General features: G+C 59.4%; 14 protein-coding genes. 9 read left to right on the top strand and 5 right to left on the bottom strand.

Going from position 1 to position 18,453, the window contains the following annotated elements; genetic code table 11:
- Window positions 1-93 precede the first annotated feature (93 nt).
- From ABI660_RS12170 to ABI660_RS12160, 3 genes are read right to left on the bottom strand one after another with little or no spacing between them, the layout of a single operon-like run.
- The gene (locus tag ABI660_RS12170; protein WP_348068308.1) at window positions 94-1,014 is read right to left on the bottom strand and encodes an MBL fold metallo-hydrolase; all 921 of its coding nucleotides are present in this window, start codon (window positions 1,012-1,014) and stop codon (window positions 94-96) included.
- Between the two features lie 15 nt (window positions 1,015-1,029).
- Complete coding sequence (locus ABI660_RS12165) at window positions 1,030-2,715, bottom strand: AMP-binding protein (RefSeq protein ID WP_348068306.1); 1,686 nt, start codon at window positions 2,713-2,715, stop codon at window positions 1,030-1,032.
- A gap of 60 nt (window positions 2,716-2,775) precedes the next feature.
- The gene (locus tag ABI660_RS12160) at window positions 2,776-3,510 is read right to left on the bottom strand and encodes a hypothetical protein (protein ID WP_348068304.1); all 735 of its coding nucleotides are present in this window, start codon (window positions 3,508-3,510) and stop codon (window positions 2,776-2,778) included.
- A gap of 68 nt (window positions 3,511-3,578) precedes the next feature.
- On the opposite strand from ABI660_RS12160, the gene ABI660_RS12155 reads away from it, so the two are divergent.
- The 9 genes from ABI660_RS12155 (at window position 3,579) to ABI660_RS12115 (ending at window position 17,254) form a co-directional block, all read left to right on the top strand.
- Complete coding sequence (locus ABI660_RS12155) at window positions 3,579-4,085, top strand: hypothetical protein (RefSeq protein WP_348068303.1); 507 nt, start codon at window positions 3,579-3,581, stop codon at window positions 4,083-4,085.
- Between the two features lie 8 nt (window positions 4,086-4,093).
- Window positions 4,094-5,719 (top strand): GMC family oxidoreductase, encoded by a 1,626-nt coding sequence (locus tag ABI660_RS12150; RefSeq protein WP_348068302.1) that lies wholly within the window; start codon window positions 4,094-4,096, stop codon window positions 5,717-5,719.
- Between the two features lie 29 nt (window positions 5,720-5,748).
- Window positions 5,749-6,672 (top strand): alpha/beta fold hydrolase, encoded by a 924-nt coding sequence (locus ABI660_RS12145; protein WP_348068300.1) that lies wholly within the window; start codon window positions 5,749-5,751, stop codon window positions 6,670-6,672.
- 74 nt (window positions 6,673-6,746) lie between these two features.
- The gene (locus ABI660_RS12140) at window positions 6,747-7,865 is read left to right on the top strand and encodes a response regulator (RefSeq protein WP_348068298.1); all 1,119 of its coding nucleotides are present in this window, start codon (window positions 6,747-6,749) and stop codon (window positions 7,863-7,865) included.
- 26 nt (window positions 7,866-7,891) lie between these two features.
- Window positions 7,892-11,323: a response regulator gene (locus tag ABI660_RS12135; RefSeq protein WP_348068296.1), complete on the top strand. Its 3,432-nt coding sequence runs from the start codon at window positions 7,892-7,894 to the stop codon at window positions 11,321-11,323.
- Between the two features lie 227 nt (window positions 11,324-11,550).
- The gene (locus ABI660_RS12130; RefSeq protein ID WP_348068294.1) at window positions 11,551-12,207 is read left to right on the top strand and encodes a helix-turn-helix transcriptional regulator; all 657 of its coding nucleotides are present in this window, start codon (window positions 11,551-11,553) and stop codon (window positions 12,205-12,207) included.
- Window positions 12,208-12,273: 66 nt separating this feature from the next.
- Complete coding sequence (locus tag ABI660_RS12125) at window positions 12,274-12,933, top strand: Crp/Fnr family transcriptional regulator (protein ID WP_348068292.1); 660 nt, start codon at window positions 12,274-12,276, stop codon at window positions 12,931-12,933.
- 44 nt (window positions 12,934-12,977) lie between these two features.
- A complete protein-coding gene (locus tag ABI660_RS12120; RefSeq protein ID WP_348068290.1) occupies window positions 12,978-14,036 on the top strand; it encodes a M4 family metallopeptidase in 1,059 nt (352 codons plus the stop codon).
- A gap of 26 nt (window positions 14,037-14,062) precedes the next feature.
- The gene (locus ABI660_RS12115; RefSeq protein WP_348068288.1) at window positions 14,063-17,254 is read left to right on the top strand and encodes an AAA family ATPase; all 3,192 of its coding nucleotides are present in this window, start codon (window positions 14,063-14,065) and stop codon (window positions 17,252-17,254) included.
- Here the strand turns inward: ABI660_RS12115 and ABI660_RS12110 are convergent.
- Complete coding sequence (locus ABI660_RS12110) at window positions 17,251-17,781, bottom strand: class I SAM-dependent methyltransferase (RefSeq protein ID WP_348068286.1); 531 nt, start codon at window positions 17,779-17,781, stop codon at window positions 17,251-17,253. The two genes, ABI660_RS12115 and ABI660_RS12110, sit on opposite strands and share 4 nt — an antisense overlap.
- Window positions 17,782-17,962: 181 nt before the next feature.
- Entirely contained in the window at window positions 17,963-18,448 is a 486-nt protein-coding gene (locus ABI660_RS12105; RefSeq protein ID WP_348068284.1) for a hypothetical protein, read from the bottom strand.
- Window positions 18,449-18,453 lie beyond the last annotated feature (5 nt).

The following is an 18,453-nucleotide window of genomic DNA, read 5'->3' as shown; positions in this document are numbered from 1 at the left end:
CCGATGATAGTGCGGATTCCCGTGTGAAAGTAGGACATCGTCAGGCTCTTACAGCCTCAAAAGCCCCAGCAGAAATGCTGGGGCTTTTGTTTTTTACGCATTGAAAATAGTGTCGGCCTCAAGCCTCGCGGCGCCGGAGCGTGCGAGATCAAACGCCAACTCGCGAACCCATGATGCTGCTTCGACGTCGGGAAACCAGCGTTGCTGAACCAAAGTGAAATAGGGCGTCACCAAGGCCCAAGCCGTAAAGTCGGTCAGGGTCAACTGCTGCAACTCCAATAGCTTGAATTTCAGCAGCACTTTTGCGGCGTGGCGGGCATGGCGGGCAGGATCTTTCGCGAATCCTTCCAGTCGCCGACGCGCGGTTGATAGCGAGCGCTCACCGTAGCTGAACACCCTGCCATGCCCAGGGATGACAACCAAGGGATGCAGTGATTCGATCACATCCAGAGTGGCGGCCACTTCCTCAAATGCGCTCTGTCCTTCCAGTTCCGGGAAGACAACGCCAAAGCCATCCTCCCAAAAAGCATCCGCGGAAATCAATGTCCGGGACTTTGGCTCGAACAGGATGATTGAATGCGGATCGTGGCCAGGTGCCGCGAGCACATCCCATGGCAACCCGCCGAGCGTGATTGCCGCACCTGGCTCGAATACGCCACTTATCCGGAATTGCGGACATTGTTGGCCGGTTGGTACATAGGTCAATGCGACGGGATCCCAATGCTCGACGTATCGCGCCATTCCCGGCGGTATTAAGGTTTGCAGCTCCGGATAGCGCGACTGCAGAGCCGCATTGCCGCCACAATGATCACTGTGCAGATGGGTGTTCAGTAAAAAATCCAATGGCCGCCGATCCAGCGCGGCTTCGATCAATTCGAGCGTTTGCGCCGAATGCATGCAGTAGCCGCTGTCGACGAGCGCGCAGCCCTCTTTTCCGACAAACAGGACATTGTTGGATGACAGCCAGCCGCGTTCGAAAACCTGAACTCCCTCGGGCAGAGTCACGTCAACCATCCTGGCGAATATGGCTCACGCCGCGGCCCTTAGTTCGCGTCTGAGAATCTTCCCAACATTGGTTTTTGGCAGGTCGTCGCGGAACTCAATATATTTGGGGCGTTTGTAGCCGGTGAGATTTTGATTGCAGTACTCGGCGACTTGTTCTTCGGTGAGTGTGGGGTCATTCTTCACGATGAAAATTTTGATGGCTTCGCCCTGTTTGTCATCTGCAATGCCAATCGCGGCACATTCGACAACCCCCGGGCACAGCGAGACAACATTTTCAAGTTCGTTGGGGAAGACATTGAACCCGGACACGATGATCATGTCTTTCTTGCGATCAACAATCTTGGTATAGCCGCGCTTGTCCATGATGCCGATGTCGCCGGTGCGCATGAAACCATCGGCCGTGAAAGCCTTCTCGTTCTCGGCGGGCTGCTGGTAGTAACCGGTCATCACCTGCGGGCCTTTGACGCAGATCTCACCTGATTCGCCGACGGGCAGCGAGTGCCCTTCATCGTCCTTGATGGCGATATCAATGCCCGGCAAAGGAAGGCCGATCGTGCCGCTGAACTCTGTGCTGAGCACCGGGTTGTTGGTGCCGATTGCACAGGTCTCGCTCATCCCCCAGCCTTCGATCATGGGGCACCCGGTAACTCCAAGCCAGCGCTTTGCCGTTCCTTCCGAGGCGGCCATCCCGCCCGCCTGGGAGACACACAAGCTGGAGAAATCAACGGTCTTGATCTGCGGATGCAGCAGCAGCGCGTTGAACAGGGTGTTGACACCGGGCAGCATGTGAAACGGACGTTTTTTGAGTACCTCAATGAAGTTTCCAAAATCACGGGGATTCGGGATCAGTGTCAAATGAGAGCCCCAGCGGATCGCCAGAAAGCACAGGGTCAGTGCGAAGATGTGATACAGCGGCAATGCAGCGATGCCATTGGTTTTGCTGACATCTCCCAAGCGGCGCAAGGCCGGTGTGAACCATGCTTCGGCCTGCAAGATGGCCGCGACAATATTGCGGTGGGTGAGCACGGCACCTTTGGACAGGCCGGTCGTGCCACCGGTATATTGCAGAAAAGCGATGGAATCCAGGGTGCTCGGCGCGGGTTTGAGAGCCATGCGGGCACCATCGGTCATGACGCGTTTGAAGGGTGTGACCGTGCGGTCATCGCCAAGCGCCAATTTGTATGCAGGCACCATTTTCGCGAGATGACGCACCGCAAAAGTGATCCATTGGCCATACCAGAAGCCCAGTAAATCGCCCATCGATGCGACTACAACATGCTTGACCGGCGTTCTGTCTATGACTTCCTCGAGTGTGCACGCAAAATTCTCAAGGATCACAATCGTCGTGGCACCCGAGTCCTTGAGCTGGTGTTCGAGTTCACGAGCGGTGTACAGCGGGTTGACATTCACGCAGGTATAGCCGGCGCGCAGAATACCCGCCATGGTGACTGCAAACTGCGGCACATTGGGCAGCATGATGGCCACGCGCGCGCCGGGCTCTAGCCCCAGATGCTGCAACCATGCGCCCAGCGCCGAGGAGTACTCCTCAAGCTGCCCGTAAGACATCCAGCGATCCATGCAGACCGAGAAAGGGCGTGACGCATTTTTCCTGAAGGAATCCTCAAGCAGCTGGTTCAGTGAGCGGAATTGTTCGGGGTTGATGTCGTGCGGCACCCCTTCTGGGTAGCTCTTGAGCCAAAACTTGTCCATTAAAAACTCCTTGTAGGCCCATTGTGAAAGCACCGGAGCTGCAAGCGTATCGGGCTTGTCCTAATGCGGCTGTGTTCCGGCAAGAAGTTGAAGCAAACGGGTCTCGCAGGCGACAGCATCATCGTCGAACAAGGATGCGATCCAGGCCGACTCGCGGTCGTTCACCATCGCCAAAAACTCCCTGGCTCCCTTCATGTCGGCAAAAGCATCAAAGCCCGACTCCAGAAAATTCTGCAAGGCACTGAGCCCCGCGGCCGCTGCCGGTGCCCGCATCATTCTCAGCAGGCTGCGCACGCCGCGCATGCGTGTGAGGTGATCAAGCTCCTGTCCCAGATGCAAGACCACTTGCAATTGCCGGCCACGCGCCAGCCTATCGTCGACCGCGCGCCAGCACTGGATGTAGCGGGCCCCTATGCTGCTTGCCGAGGTGAGTAGCCATTGCCGAGCCATCCGGTCATCAAGCTGTTCGGTGAGCGCATGCACCTCCGCCAGGGCCGCCGCTGTTCCCACCACGGCTGCGGGGAAAAGTCGGGCGATGGTGTTCGCTATGCGTGCAAACTGCAGGTCCCGTTGCGCGTAGTCCTTGTCGCCGTACAACTCGTTCAGAAAAAAATGCGCAGCCCCCTGATAACGACGACTGACGAGCAGATCGGCATAGGTCGCCTGAAAGCGTTGCGCCTGGAAGCGTTTGACCTCCAGGCAGGCGGCATGGAGCGCCGGATTGGTCATGCGGCTTTGTCGCAGCAGTGAAACTGATTGCATGGCTTCGCGAATTCGATTGGCGGCAGGATCCATATAAACACCGAGTTTATCTAGATGCAGCGCCCTATTGAAACTGCCTGGCAGCATGAGAAACTTGGTCGATGCAAAGAAGGACCTTACTGAAGCTCGGCACAGTGTCGGCGGCTGTGCTAGCGGTTGCCGGCGGCGCCGCAGCGTTGATGTCGGCAGGTCTGCATGACGGCAGGCTGAGCCCGGCCGGTCGGGATGTCTTCAAGGCCGTTGGCCGTGCTGTGCTTGATCACAGTCTGCCACGCGACGAGAACCAGCGACGGGTGTCTTTGAACGGCTTGCTGGATCGCGTGGATGAACTGACGCTGGCCTTGCCTCCACATGCGCAGACGGAGCTTTCGCAACTGTTGTCTGTGCTGGCGACCACGCCAGGACGCCATCTACTGGCCGGGCTGAATGAATCATGGCCGCTGGCGACAGAAGACCAACTGCAGCAGGCTCTCCAGGGAATGCGGCTGTCTGGCCTGGCAATGCGCCAGCAAGCCTACGCCGCGCTGCATGACATCACCGCGGCGGCCTACTTTTCAGATGCATCTACCTGGCCGCAACTTGGCTACCCCGGCCCGGTCCGGATCTGAAAGAAAAAATGAGCCAAATCCGAGACCCGATTCGCGAAGGCTTGACGCGCGGCTGGCAAGTTCTGGGCGGCGCCTTGGGCACCGTCCCGGAAAAAGTAGTCTGCGATGTTGCCATCGTCGGCAGTGGTGCTGGTGCCGGCATCACTGCCGAGTTGCTTGCCAAGGCGGGCTTGAAGGTGGTGATGATTGAAGAGGGGCCGCTCAAAAGCAGCACGGACTTCCATCAGAAGGAGTCGGAAGCCTATCCGCAGCTCTACCAGGAAAGCGCTGCACGGAAAACCGAGGACAAAGCGATCAACATCCTGCAGGGCCGCTGTGTGGGAGGGTCCACCACCGTCAACTGGACCAGCTCGTTCAGGACACCGGGCCCAACACTGCAGTTTTGGCAGGAAAACTTTGGGCTGGCGGACTACAGCGTAGAAGCGCTTGCCCCCTATTTCGCGCAGGCCGAAAAGCGGCTGAACATCCTCCCATGGCTCACCCCACCCAACGAGAACAATGACCTCCTTCGCCGTGGCGCGGCCAAGCTGGGCATTCAGGCCGCGACCATTTCAAGGAATGTCAAAGGTTGCTGGAACATCGGTTCCTGTGGTCTCGGCTGCCCGACGAACGCCAAGCAATCGATGCTGGTGACTACCATCCCGGCGGCGCTGGACTTGGGTGCGCAGCTGCTGACCGAAACGCGCGTGGAGAGTTTCGAGCTGGCCAACGGCAAGGTAACCGCGCTCCATTGCCGATCTGTGATGCCAAATGGTGCTCCAGCCCTTGCTGGTCGGGCGCAATCAGCTACAAAAGTAGTAGCAAAACACTACGTGCTGGCAGGCGGTGCGATCAACTCCCCGGGGGTTCTGTTGCGCTCTGGTGCGCCCGACCCTCACGGCTTGCTGGGCGCCCGGACTTTCCTGCACCCGGTGGTCATGAGCTCGGCCGTGTTTGCGCAGAAAGTGGAGGCCTGGAACGGTGCGCCGCAAACCATCTACAGCGATCACTTTCTGGCCACGCAGGCCATTGACGGACCTATCGGCTACAAGCTGGAGGCACCACCGCTGCATCCGATTATTTTTGCGTCTACCGTTCCCGGCATGGGGCAAAGCCAGCAGGAGTTACTCAAGACCTTCCCGAACAACCACACCTTGCTGGCGCTGTTGCGCGACGGGTTCCATAGTGAGTCGCGCGGTGGAAAAGTCAAGCTGCGCGGCGACGGTTCCGCCGTGCTCGACTATCCGCTGACCGGCTACGTGATGGACGGGGCGCGCCGTGCCTTGCTGTCAATGATGGAAATCCAGTTCGCCGCCGGCGCCCGCCAAGTATTGCCCTTGCATGAAATGGCCCAGCCCTACACGAGCTGGGTGCAAGCCCGTGATGCCCTGAACGCCCTGCCCATGAAACCGATGCTGACCAAAGTGGTGAGTGCCCATGTGATGGGTGGCTGTGGCCTGGCTGGCCAGGAAAAGCTGGGCGTGATCCGGCCCGATGGTGTGCACTGGCAGCTCGAAAATCTGTCCATTCACGATGGCTCGATTTTCCCCACCAGCATTGGCGCCAATCCCCAGCTGTCCATCTATGGCACCGTCAACCGCTTGGCGCAAGGCCTGGCCAGGCGGCTGACCGGCCTCGACGTGGCGCTCGCCTGAGTCACTCCAGCGCTGACTGAACCCTGTCCATGCTGGCACGCCTTCAGCAATTCATTACTCTCTCGTTGCTGGCCACTGCTGGCGCATGGCTGACCTTCTTCTGGAGCAGTTCAACGGTATTAGCCTGCGCCGGTTTTGTCGTCGTGATCCTCGGGTACTGCGGCTTTCTCGCTCTTGAGTTTGTGACTCTGCGATTCGTCAACCGGAGTGATGCGGCCCCCCAACCTTCATGGCAAGAGCTCATGGCCGCCTGGCTGGGCGAAACCTTGACGGCACCCCGGGTGTTTTGCTGGCGCCAGCCTTTTCGCTCGCGGGCGTTTCCTGACCAGCTGTCACCGCCGTTTGCAGTCCGAGGGCGCCGCGGCGTTGTGTTCATCCATGGGTTTTTCTGCAACCGTGGTTTCTGGGCACCTTGGTTAAAGCAGCTTCAAGGTACCGGGCATGCCTACGCGGCGGTCAACCTCGAGCCCCCTTTTTCCTCCATCGATGCTTATGTTCCGCAGATCGAAGCTGCCATCCAGCAGGTGACGGCCGCCAGCGGGCTGCCGCCGCTGCTGGTGTGTCACAGCATGGGCGGGTTGGCGGCACGGGCCTGGCTCAAGGCCGCGGAGGGTGAAGATCGCATTCATCATGTGGTGACGCTCGGAACGCCGCATCGGGGGACCTGGCTGGCCCGTTTCAGCCGTGTTGCCAACGGCCGCCAGATGCAATTGTCTGGCCAATGGCACAGGGAACTGGACCAGGGCATGCCTGCCCATCGCCATTCCCTGTTTACCTGCTGGTATTCGAATTGCGACAACATCGTATTTCCAAGTTCTACCGCAACCTTGCCTGGCGCCGACAACCGGCTGGTACGCGGTGCGGCTCATGTGCAACTGGCATTTTTGCCACAGGTCATGCACGCCTCGTTGGCAATGACGGGCAGCGAATTGTGGAAAAATGCCCAAAACTAGTAACAAGGTTTTATCCAAAGTAACAAGTTGTGTAAGCTAGAGGTTTCTCGTTGGTTTGTACGCTTGGGATAAAAATGCCTCTGATAGTGGTCATGGAAGATGACGCGGCCACGCGCACACTGGTAGCTTCGGTACTCCGAAAAGACGGGTATGACGTCCTGTCGGCGGACAACGGCTTGTCCGGCCTCGAACTGGTGCGCCAAAACAAGCCGGATCTGGTGATCAGCGACGTGCAGATGCCCGTGATGGACGGATTTTCCATGCTGCAAGCCTTGCGTGCCGATCCGGCCATCCTGGCCATTCCCGTGGTTCTGCTGACTTCCTTGCAGGAGCGTGCTCACATGCGCATCGGCATGACCAGTGGTGCCGACGACTACATCACCAAACCCTTCAGGCCGGGTGAGCTGCGCGAGGCCGCTGCCGCCCAACTCAACAAGCGGAACATGCAGGCGGCCGTCCAGGTCATGGCTGTGGAAGCGGCTGTTCAGGCTGCCCTGGAAGACCAGAAGCAGCACCTGGCCCGCTTGTACGAGAAAAAACTGGCCTCCGAACTCAGTGAAAAATGGCCTGCTGCCAATGCGGCGGACCAAGATGAAAAGTACGCGAACGCCACGGTTCTATTTGTTGACGTGCTCAACTATGCGGGACTGGCCGAGAAGCTCTCCAGCGCCGAACTCAGTGATGTCGTCCGGCAGTTCTACAGCAATGCCGGCGATACCGTGCATCTGTTCGGCGCGCGCCACATGCAGTTTGTGGGAGAAGGCCTGCTGGTTGTTTTTGTGGAGACGACGGACACCACCTCCGTCAACCATGGCCTTCGTGCCGCGCGTGCCGCCCTGGGCCTGATCGATTCTGCAAAACGCGTGCAGCAGTTCCTCAACGCCCACTTCCCCGGGCACAGGCTGCCGCGCTTCGATGTCAGCGTGGCCTTGAACAGTGGCCCCGTGGCGTTGGCCAAGCTTGCGGATCCCTTGCACGGGGCAGTGCAGATCCTGCCGGTAGGCGATACGGTGAGCGCCACCTTGCTACTGCAGAAGCAGGCGCACAAGGCCGGATGGCGGATTGCTGCCAGCGTTGCCATGTTGCGTGGCGTTACGGGCGCAGTGAACATCGGGGGGCGGGCGCTGGTTTCCCTGCCCGGCCGCACGGCAGCGCTTGATGCTGCCGAGTTGCTTGGCCTTGCGCTGGCTTGACGACAGGAACCCCCGTCGCGAGCCTCATGACCAGCAAAAAGACGGTTTCCCTTCGCCGCGTTCTGGTGGCGAGCTTGCTGGTTTTTGCGCTCGTGCCGGCAAGCTTGGTGGCCTGGCTGATGGCGCGAAGCAGCGACCAGGCCGTTCAGGACCTTGCGGGTGGAATTCTCTTCAATGTCGCTGCGCGGATTCAGGCCGGTACAGAAGCCCATTTAGGCCAGGCCCACACTGCACTTAATGGCCTTTTCCCCGAGAATTTGAATGCCGCCCAAACCGAGCAAGCCCGCGAGTGGCTGCGCCAGGGCGTCCTCTTCGAGCCCATGGCATTTGCCTTGAGCCGCCAGTCGCCTCATGTGCCCAGCCTGTATTTCGGCAACAACCGAGGCGAATACTTCTCGGTGGAAAGCATCAGCGGCGGCGCCACCGTGCTGCTGCGCGGTCCAGCCGATACGAGCCTGCAGGCTTTCATGGCGCGCCGGCCAGGCGACCGCAGCCGGGCGCTGGCTGCTGCGCAGGCCCATTTTGAACCGCGGACCCGGGGCTGGTACCAGGGAGCCCTGGCTGCCAAAGGGCGCATTTTCTCGCCGATTCAGGCGGTGCCAGGCAAGTCACAGCTGTTTGTCACACTCTCCCAGCCTGTGTACGACAGCGATGGGGGCGCAGCCGGTGTGTTCGGGGTGGATCTGTATTTGCAGCATCTGGCTGATCTGCTGCAAACCCAGCGACTCAGCGCGCGCGGTGCGGCATTTATCGTGGACGAAGCGGGGTGGCTGGTCGCCGGGTCGGCGGGTGACACCCTGTTCGAAGACGTGCAGGGGCAGCCTGTGCGCCGAAGCCCACGGAGCAGCGCCAACCCCGTCATTCGGGCCAGCTTTACGGCGCTGCAGCTTGAGCAGGCGCGCAAACGCGAGGATTCGGTTGCCAACAACACCACTTTGCAGCGTCTGCCCATGCAGGGCGGTGGCACCCTGATGACGGTGCAGCGCCCTTTCGGCGAGTCCCTGGGGTTGCGCTGGACACTGGTCGTCGCCGCCCCCGAGAGCGATTTCACCGCCGAGATTACCCGGGCCTGGGAAGTGTCCTTGATGCTGATTGCCGCGCTGGTTCTGCTTGGCGCAGGGGCAGCGTTCTACGTGGCCAACCGCATCGGCCGCAGGCTCAGGCGCTTGAGTGTGGCGGCACAGAAGCTCGGCCGGGGCGAGGTTCCGCGCATAGACAGCGGCACTCATTTGCGCGAAGTAATGGAGTTGTCGAGGGTCATGCACGACAGCGCTGAGCAGCTCGGGAGTTACCGCGCAGAGGTGCAGGCCAAAACACAGGTGATCGAGGAAGCCAACGAGCTGCTGGAAGAGCGGGTGGCCCAGCGCACCGTCGAATTGCTCGCCTCCCGTGAGGAGGCCTTGCAGGCAGCGCGGGCCAAAGCCGCATTCCTCGCGACCATGAGCCACGAAATCCGCACCCCCCTCAACGGTGTGGTGGGTATGAGCACTCTACTTGCCGAGACTGCGCTGGATGACGAACAGGGCGACTACCTGCAAACCATACGGCTTTCGAGCGACCAGCTGTTGGCGGTGATTAACGACATTCTGGATTTCTCCAAAATCGAATCCGGCAAGCTGGACCTGGAGGCCGAGCCGCTGAGCCTGCGCAGCACCATCGAGGAGGCTTGCGACATAGCCGCTCCGCGCGCCCGGGAAAAAAACCTCGAGCTGATTGTCGACGTGCCGGAAGCCGCGGGGAGTGGCTCGCTGGTGCTGCCTGCCGCCATCGCTGGCGATGTAACCCGCATTCGCCAGGTACTCATCAACCTGATCAACAACGCCGTCAAGTTCACCGAGGAGGGTGAAGTCACGGTGAGCGCCCGGCCGATGCCCAGCCTGGATCCCGAGCGGGTGCGTGTGGAGTTCCGCGTAACTGATTCGGGCATCGGCATACCGGCTGATCGCGTCAGTGGACTGTTCCAGGCCTTTACCCAAGTTGACGCCTCCACCACCCGAAAGTATGGCGGCACCGGCCTGGGCCTGGCTATCTGCAAGCGGCTGGTCGAACTCATGGGGGGCGATATCGGCGTGGACAGCGAACCTGGCCAGGGTTCGAGCTTCTGGTTCACTGTGCAGGCGCCGCTCGCTGAGTTGCCCCCGGTTGCCGCAGCTGTTGATGCAGCGGCTTTACACGGAAAACGCGCGCTGGTGGTGGACGACCACCTGACCAATGTTCGTGTTCTGAGCCGGCAGCTTCAGATGTGGGGCATGCAGGTCAGCAAGGCCGAGTCAGGCGCCCAGGCCCTGCAGGCGCTGGCCCTGGCGCAGAGCGGCGGGGCGCTGCCGGACATTGTCATCACCGACATGCACATGCCCGGAATGGACGGCGTGGCGTTGGCGCGGTCGATCAAAGCCAAGCCAGGCATGGCCAAGCTGCCGCTGGTGCTGCTGACTTCCGGTTTCATGCCGCCAAACCATGAGGCCGCCCAGCTCTTCGAGGCGCGGTTGCTCAAGCCTGCCCGGCAGAGGCAGTTCTTCGATGCGCTGGCGCGCTGCCTGTCGGCACCAGGCAGCCACAAGCTGCCCCAGGAGGCCCCTGCGCGCGCTGAAGATGCAACCGTCACCAAAAACCTGACATTGCTCGTGGTTGACGACAATGCCGTCAACCTGAAAGTCGCTTGCGCCATGCTCGCCAAACTGGGGTACCGCGCCGCAACCGCGATCGACGGCCGGGAGGCGGTTCAGGCCGTGGCCCGTGTCCACGGCGCTGGCGGGAGGTTTGGCGCGGTGCTGATGGACATCAACATGCCGCGCATGAACGGTTTCCAGGCCACCCAGCAAATTCAGGCCATGATGGGCAAGAAGGCACCTCCCATTATTGCCCTGACTGCGGCGGCCTCGCCGGAAGACCGCGCACGCTGCGCCGCTGCCGGCATGGACGACTACCTGACCAAACCGCTTCATGTGGCCACCTTGGCGCAAGCCCTGGAACGCTGGTTGCCCGTCATGAAAGCCGCTTCAGAAAGTCCTGGCGGTTTTACGGCCCCGCTCCATGAGGCTGACCAGGCTGCGGATACCGAGTTGCAGGCGACGATGCCGGTTGTGAGCAGCAAATCCAGGTCTGCCGCCGAGCCAATGTTGATGGACCTCGAGCGGCTGGCCCAATTCAAGGAGTTCGATGACGATCAACTGAGCATGACCCGGGAGGTGATTGCCTTGTTTGTCGCCGATGCCTCTCAGCGCCTGAAGGCCATCGAGGAAAGCATCCGTGTCAACGACGCCGTTGCCCTGGCGTGGGCAAGCCATGCGCTGGTAGGCGCAACCAGCAACGTCGGGGCCGTCGCCATGCATGCCGTTTGCAGCGAACTTGAGGTGGTGGCCAAAACGGGTGTTGTTCCCGTCGATGCGCCCCAGCAGCTGGAAAGGCTTCAGGCCTACTGGGCCAAAACCAGTGAAATTCTTGATTCCTGGGCTTGAACGGACCTGATCCACCGAGGGGTTCCAGTCTTTGGCGGCTGACGGCCCATTTTCAGAGCCCAACTTCTGGCATAAGTCAGCCCGTACCTTCATAAGTGCGCGATTCCCTATGAGCAGGCGAATTTCCTATGGTGTGACTTTTATCACATTAATGAGGGCGCATATTTACTACCCAGATTTGAGCAGGCTTCATACGCTTAACAACCTGTAACACCTAAGCCTTGAAGATGAACACCCTGTTGAATGCCGGATTCATGGACTCCTCTCTGTCCCAGGATGCCGGCCGCCTGGCGCTGGGTCCGGATGCCCTGTCACTCTTGATTGACGTGCTCGGCCATGGTGTCATTGTGGTTGGTGAGCGCGGCCAGATCATTCATGCCAATCGTGTAGCCCGCACCGAACTCAACCGCCAGCGCGTGCTCGCCAAGGTCGGCGGCGAAGTTCATGCGGTCACGCCGGCAGACAGCCGAACGCTGCAGGATGCGCTTGGCAAGGCGGGGGGCGGCAAACGCAGCCTGATCAATGTGTCTGCCGGCAGCCTGAGTCTGACCCTCGCTGTAGTTCCCCTCAAGCTTGATGCAGATGCCTGGGAGACCCGGATTGCACTGCTTTTCGCGCGCCCGGAGGTCGGTGAATCGGGCATGTTCGGATTTTTTGCGCGCAGTTATGGGCTGACCCAGACGGAAGAACAGGTGCTTGCTATCTTGTGCCGGGGCTTGAGCACACCAGAAATAGCCGTCCAGATGAAGGTGGCGGTTTCTACCGTACGCAGCCATGTGCGCAGTCTTTGTGCAAAAACCGGCTCCAGCGGGGTGCGCGAGCTGGTCAACCGGGTCGCTGTCCTGCCGCCGGTAGCGCCTGTCCATTTGGCCCAGATTCACTGAAAAAATCAGTTGCCCCCTGACGCTGTGCACACCGGTGGCCCGCCGCGTGCTAGATTACGAGTCATCATGAGCACGTCAATCCCCTCCAACGAAGACCTTTACACCCCCCTGGTTCCGGAATTGCGCTCGTTGGCCCGCCGCGGCGTGCTGCGTACCTACCGAAAAAATGCGGTGCTGATCAATGAAGGCGAGTCCGGAGACAGCCTGTTTGTGCTGCTCAAGGGCAGCGTCAAGGTTTTCGCCATGGATGAAAGCGGACGCGAAATCACCTACGGCACGGTGGAAGCCGGCGACTATTTTGGTGAAATGTCCCTGGATGGTGGGCCGCGGTCTGCTTCCGTAATGACGCTGGAGCCCTGTACCTGCGCGGTCCTCAGCCGCACCGATGTCAGCGAACATCTGGTTGAAGAGCCAGAATTTGCCATCAACCTGGTCGTTCAGGTGATACGACGGGCCCGCGCTGCGACGGAAACCGCGCGAAACATGGCGCTGCTCGATGTCTACGGGCGCCTGGTCGCCCTGTTGGAAGAGCGCAGAGATGAAGCAGGTGAGGCCGACGGCGCAAGCACCACGCTGGAGTCGATTACCCACCAGGACATCGCCAACCGCGTCGGGGCCTCGCGCGAGATGGTCAGCCGCCTTCTTAAAGATCTCGAAAAAGGCGGCTATATCGAGCTGGGCATCCGACGTATCACTCTGCTCAAGAAGTTGCCCAGCCGCTGGTAGGTCTGGGACTGAAGTACCACGTTGCAACGCCTCAGGAGTTTACTATGAGCGCCAGGTATGGATGCGTGTGCTTTGCTGTTCCGAAAAAAATGCTGCAGCATTTTGCCAATACCTCGGAGGACGAGCACCGCGCGATGTTGTTGGAGCAACTCCAGCATTCGTCTCTGTTGCGTGGTCAGCGCGCCGCTACCAGTAGCCGTAAGGTAGCGGCTACCAAACTTGGCGCCAAGATGCTGCATCGCCAGGTATTCGACGCCCAAGGCCGAACATTCTTACCCGGCAAGATTCTGCGCGATGAGGACGATCCACCCGCCCACGACACGGTCGCCAACCAGGCGTACGACAACATCGGCATCGTGCTAGAGTTTTTTGCGAATGTTATGGGACGGGATTCAGTCGATGGCAAGGGTATGCGTATTGATGCCAGCGTTCACTACGGTTACAGCTTCGCCAATGCAATGTGGACTGGCGAGCAAATGCTTGTAGGTGACGGTGATGGCAAACACGTCACCAATCTGGCGGGCTCGCTGGGGATCATTGCCCATGAATTCTCTCATGGCATTAGCCAGCACATGGTCAAGGGTGGGCTGGGTGTGGTGCAGGTCCCCGGTCGGCCCCCCACGCTAAAAGGTGAGGCCGGTGCGCTAAATGAGTCCTTCTCCGATGTGTGCGCCAGCATGGTCAAGCAGTGGCACGCTGGAGAAGAGGTGCAGGCGGCGAACTGGTTGCTGGGCGAGGACATCCTGGCTCACCCCGCAGGCAAGGCTATCCGCTCACTGAAGGACCCAGGCAACACCACAATGACCTGGCCCGAGGACGACCAGATTAAAGATTTCAGACGTTTCAAGATCACAGACGACGCTCACAAGGCTTCGGGCATTGCCAACCACGCGTTCTACTTAGCCGCGACGAAGCTGGGTGGACGCTCCTGGGAAACACTGGGGCCAGTCTGGTTCAAGGGGTTCGATAGGTTGAGAGCGCGCGCAACTTTCCTCGACGCCGCCCACGCGACTCTAGCCGTTGCGGCTATGCTACATGGCAAGGGCTCCGAAACCCACGACGCAGTCAAGAGTGCCTGGAAAAAGGTCAATGTGCTCGCCTGAAACCGCTGCGGCGTACCATTTGGCTCATGCATTGCCCCACCTGCGCTGCTGTCAACGCCGAGACCAACCGCTTTTGTGAGAACTGCGGCATTGGGTTGGTGCAAGTCTGCGTCACCTGCGGCTACGAATGCGGGCCTGCGGCCAAGTTTTGTGGAAGCTGCGGTGCCGCGCAAAACCGATCGATCCTGCCCTCGGTGGTCACAGCGCCCACTACTAGTTGGGGCGAACTCAAACTTGCAACTATTCTGTTTGCGGATATCGTCAGCTCCACCGAGCGAATTGCAGGACTAGACCCCGAGCAGGCAATGGAACATTTCAGGCCGGCAGTTTCGAAAATGTGCGGTGCCATCGAACATTTTGGCGGTACCGTCGTCCGTACGCTCGGCGATGGCGTGATGGCTATTTTCGGTGTTCCCCGTGCGCTGGAGGGCCATGCCAGCCTGGCTTGCGAGGCGGCGCTTGCCATGCAGGCGGCATTCGCGGACCACCCGCAAGGACTGTCCATTCGTGTCGGGCTGCATTCGGGTCAGGTGGCATCCGATCCGCAGGCGGTCGACGCAAACATCGGGGGTGGCGTTCATGGCCGGGCAATTCACCTTGCCAGCCGGGTGGTTGGGCTGGCTGAACCGGGTGGTGTTTGCCTGACTACGGCGTGTCTTGCTCTTGTACGTCCAGCCTGCGAGGTACGCGCCATCGGTGTTCACGCCCTCAAAGGCATTGCAGAGCCCATTGAGATTTGTGCCCTGCTGAGGATGAAGAGCGATGTTGAACGCGCTCACTTCCATCAAGCGGTACTTTCGTCATTCCGGGGGCGCAAACGCGAGCTCTTGATGCTTCAGGATGCATTGCGCCGCGCCGAAACTGGGTTGGGCTCCGCCATTGGCCTATCAGGCGCTCCGGGCACGGGCAAGAGCCGACTAGGCCATGAGTTTGCCCATTGGTGCCGCGAACAGGGCATCACTGTTCATGAGGTGCGCACGCCGCTCTACGGTCATGCCACGCCGCTGCAACCGGTACTGGCACTCATGCGCACCTGTTTCTTCGAAATTTCTGCTGTGGACGGTCAGGCGGCCGTCCGGGCGCGCATCGCCCACCGACTTTCGGAGATTGGACCGGTGTCTGTCGACGATCTGGCGCTTCTGAGCGAATTCCTGGGTGTTGCGGCTGCCGATGCGCAGCCCTGCTCTTTGCCTCCCAAAGCCCGTCGCACCCGGCTGCTCGAGATGGTGCGGCAATTGGCAACGTACGCTGGATCATCCATCTCGGTTATTGTTTTTGAGGACCTGCACTGGCTGGACGAAGCAAGTGAGGAGTTTCTTCAGGTGCTTGTGGAGACTGTTGCAAGAGCGCGCACCTTGTTGCTCCTCAATTACCGCCCAAACTACCGCGCTCCTTGGGCAACGCTGCCTCATTTTCAGCAAATGAATCTCGGGCAGCTAAACGCTGAAGATACGCAGGAACTGGTGCTTGAGTTGTTGGGCCGGCATGGCGAATCAAGCGACGCCTTTTTGCCTATCGTTGAACGATGCGCCGGCAACCCATTTTTCGCGGAGGAGCTGGTTCATTCGCTCACGGAAAGCGGCATCCTGTCAGATCAATCCGATGGTAGAAAACCCACCGCCGAAACGATTGCGCAGGCGCTGCCTCCCACGGTGCAGGCTGTTATTGCCGAGCGCATTGATCGCTTGCTAGCAAGTCAGAAGGCGTTACTGCATATTTGTGCCGTCATCGGCAGGGAAATTCCGTTGCCGGTGCTGCAGCAGGTGGCTGTGTATCTGGCCAATCAGCTCGAAAGCGGACTTGACGGCCTGTGCGAGGCCGAGTTGCTGGAGTTGCTGCGGGAAATGACCGGCGGGCGCAGATTCGCATTTCGGCACCCTCTTATCCAAGAGGTGGCGTACAGCAGCCAGCTCAGGGTCCGGCGCGCCGGGCTGCATGCGGCCGTAGCCGTGGCCATCGAAGCCCACTATCGTTCGCAACCTGATGAGTTTGCTGCGTTGATTGCATACCACTACGAGGCGGCTGGGCAGCCTGTCAATGCGGCAAAGCACGAAGCCCGTGCGGCCCAGTGGCTGGGCGCCACCAATTCAACCCAGGCCATGAAACATTGGCGCAACGCACGCACGCTTTTGCTTGATCAGCCACCCTCTTCGGAAGTGGACAGATTGCGCGTGCGAATTGGAAGCGGGTTTGTTTACCTTGGGTGGCGGGAAGGATTGAGTCCCGAGGAAGTGCAGCTGATCGTGCGTGAAACCATAGAACTGGCGACCGAGGTCGATGGCCGGCTGATCCAGTTGCTTTATCTTGCCGAAGGACGAATATTGCAGGGTAGCGGAGGTCAAGCGGACTCTTATGTGCAGAGCATCAAAAAAGCGCTCGCATTGACTGTTCAGGAAAGTGACATCGGGCGGACCGCAACGATGAATGCGGTTCTCAGTCATGCTTATACATGGGCTGGACTGCTTGAGAAGGGGCTGGCTGCGAATGACATCGCTTTGCAGGGAGCGGCGAGCATCGACAAGCTTGATCGCGAGTTTTTTGGCTTCGATATCAAACAATGGGTGTTGGGTATCCGGGTGCGCTTGCTGATCCGGATGATGCGTCTTGAGGAGGCAGCCAGGTACTTGCAAGGTTTGTTTGAATCGATCGAACCCGGCCACGACCCCGTGATTCGACAGATGGCGCATCACCTGAAAGCGGAGCTGGCGTGGAGTCTAAAAGATACCGGCTTGGTGCTCGAGCAGGCTGAACATGTGGCCAGCATTGCCCAAACAAGCCGGAATGCATACTCTAGGGCGACGCACCTGTGGACGAACGGATTGGCACAAGCTGCTGCCGCAAACTTTGAGAAGGCTGCATTGGAATTTTCGGAGGCTTTGGCGTTGATCAGAAGCACCCAGGTTGCCGTTGAGTTTGAGGCAGAAATCCTGGCTAGCTTTGCAGAATGTCGATACGAGGCTGGAAATTTCGAGCAATCACTGGCGGATGCTCAGGCAGCCGTGGAAATTTCGCGTCAGCGGAGCAACCGCGTAACCGAGTGCCGGGCGCTGATCGTTTGGGGCGGTTCTCTGGCGCGGGGCGGTGCCAAGAACAGAGTGAGCGAAGCTCAAATCATTTTTGATCAAGCGCGGCAGCTGATCGACATGACGGGCGCCAAAATTTGTGAGACGGCCCTGTTGCGCGAAGAGGCGTACATCGCGCAACTCAGCGGAGACTAACGAGCGGGTCGGCCGGCGGAAGGGCGCACAAGCAATGTGTATTCCCGCATTCCGTAGCCCGTCAGTAGCGTGACCTCTGCACCCAGAGCGCGCTCGCAATAGTCACACCAGAGCTCCGGCTCAGCCCGATAAAGCTCAGGAAGGGGTTTCTCGGTGTATGTCAGCGGGGCCAGGAAGTTGACTGCGAAGCCATGTCGGCTATGGGCATGCATGTGAACCAATGTGGCCTTAATAAACCGCGTCCACTGAGGTTCTGGCTGTCGAAGTTTTACGTTGAAGATGCCGCTGGCTACCGTGTAGTCAGAGTAGCCACTCAGTTCATTACCAACCGAAAACTCAGTATCCGGTCGCTTTGCCCACAGCCGGCGCGCCTGGATAATCATGGCTGGAGACAGGTCCACCCCCTTGTAGCGTACTGGTTTGTCATGCAATCGCTCTGTCAGAAATTCCAACAGTGCGCCATAGCCGCAGCCCAGATCGGCGAGCGAAAACGATGACTCGAAATTGCAGACCTTCAGGACTTGCACAAATCGCAGCTTTTGTGTGGGCGCGCAAGACCAGTCCACCCCCAGTGGGCCTGGGCCGTAACGTTCTATTTTCCCGGTGTAGTACCGCTCGATATCCGAACACAAGCCCGCGAACCGAGATGAAGCAACGGACGCTTCGCCGGTCGCTGACGGGCTTCTATCCATGCTGCCTTGTTGACGGCTACTTGGCCTTGGAATCCAGCCCGAGCGGCAAGGAAACAACGAGATAATCCTGTTTCATATAAAAGAGAGGGCGGCCTTTTTCCGTGATGAGGACACGACCAGCGTCTTTGGAAACATTCAAGTCGTGCAGTTCAAAGTAAACCGGCAGCGGTTTTTTCGCAGCCAGGTTGCGCATCAATGCGTCCACGATAGCTGCATCACCGCTTTTCGTTCCCACATTGGACTTCACTTTTCTCAAACTGGTGAGGTAGCGCTGAAAGCGGTTCTTCGTCTCGGCATTGGAAAGACCCGTCAGGTTCAATGCTGCAATGCTGGTTGCAAAGCTTCTGCCTATCTTGAAGATCCCGAATTCCTTTTGGAGTTCTACCATTTCGTCCAATCCGCCATGCAACTCCTTGGTGCCGAGGGACGGTGCAAACCGCAGGTTCAGCTTCTCCTGCAGGCTGCCGACGTAGATATCGTGCTCTTTCATAAAAATGCCCATAAATA

The organism is Polaromonas sp. (assembly GCF_039930745.1).
Taxonomy (GTDB): domain Bacteria; phylum Pseudomonadota; class Gammaproteobacteria; order Burkholderiales; family Burkholderiaceae_C; genus Polaromonas.
Note: the sequence above shows the minus strand (reverse complement) of the source record. Positions and strands in the feature narration are given on the sequence as shown.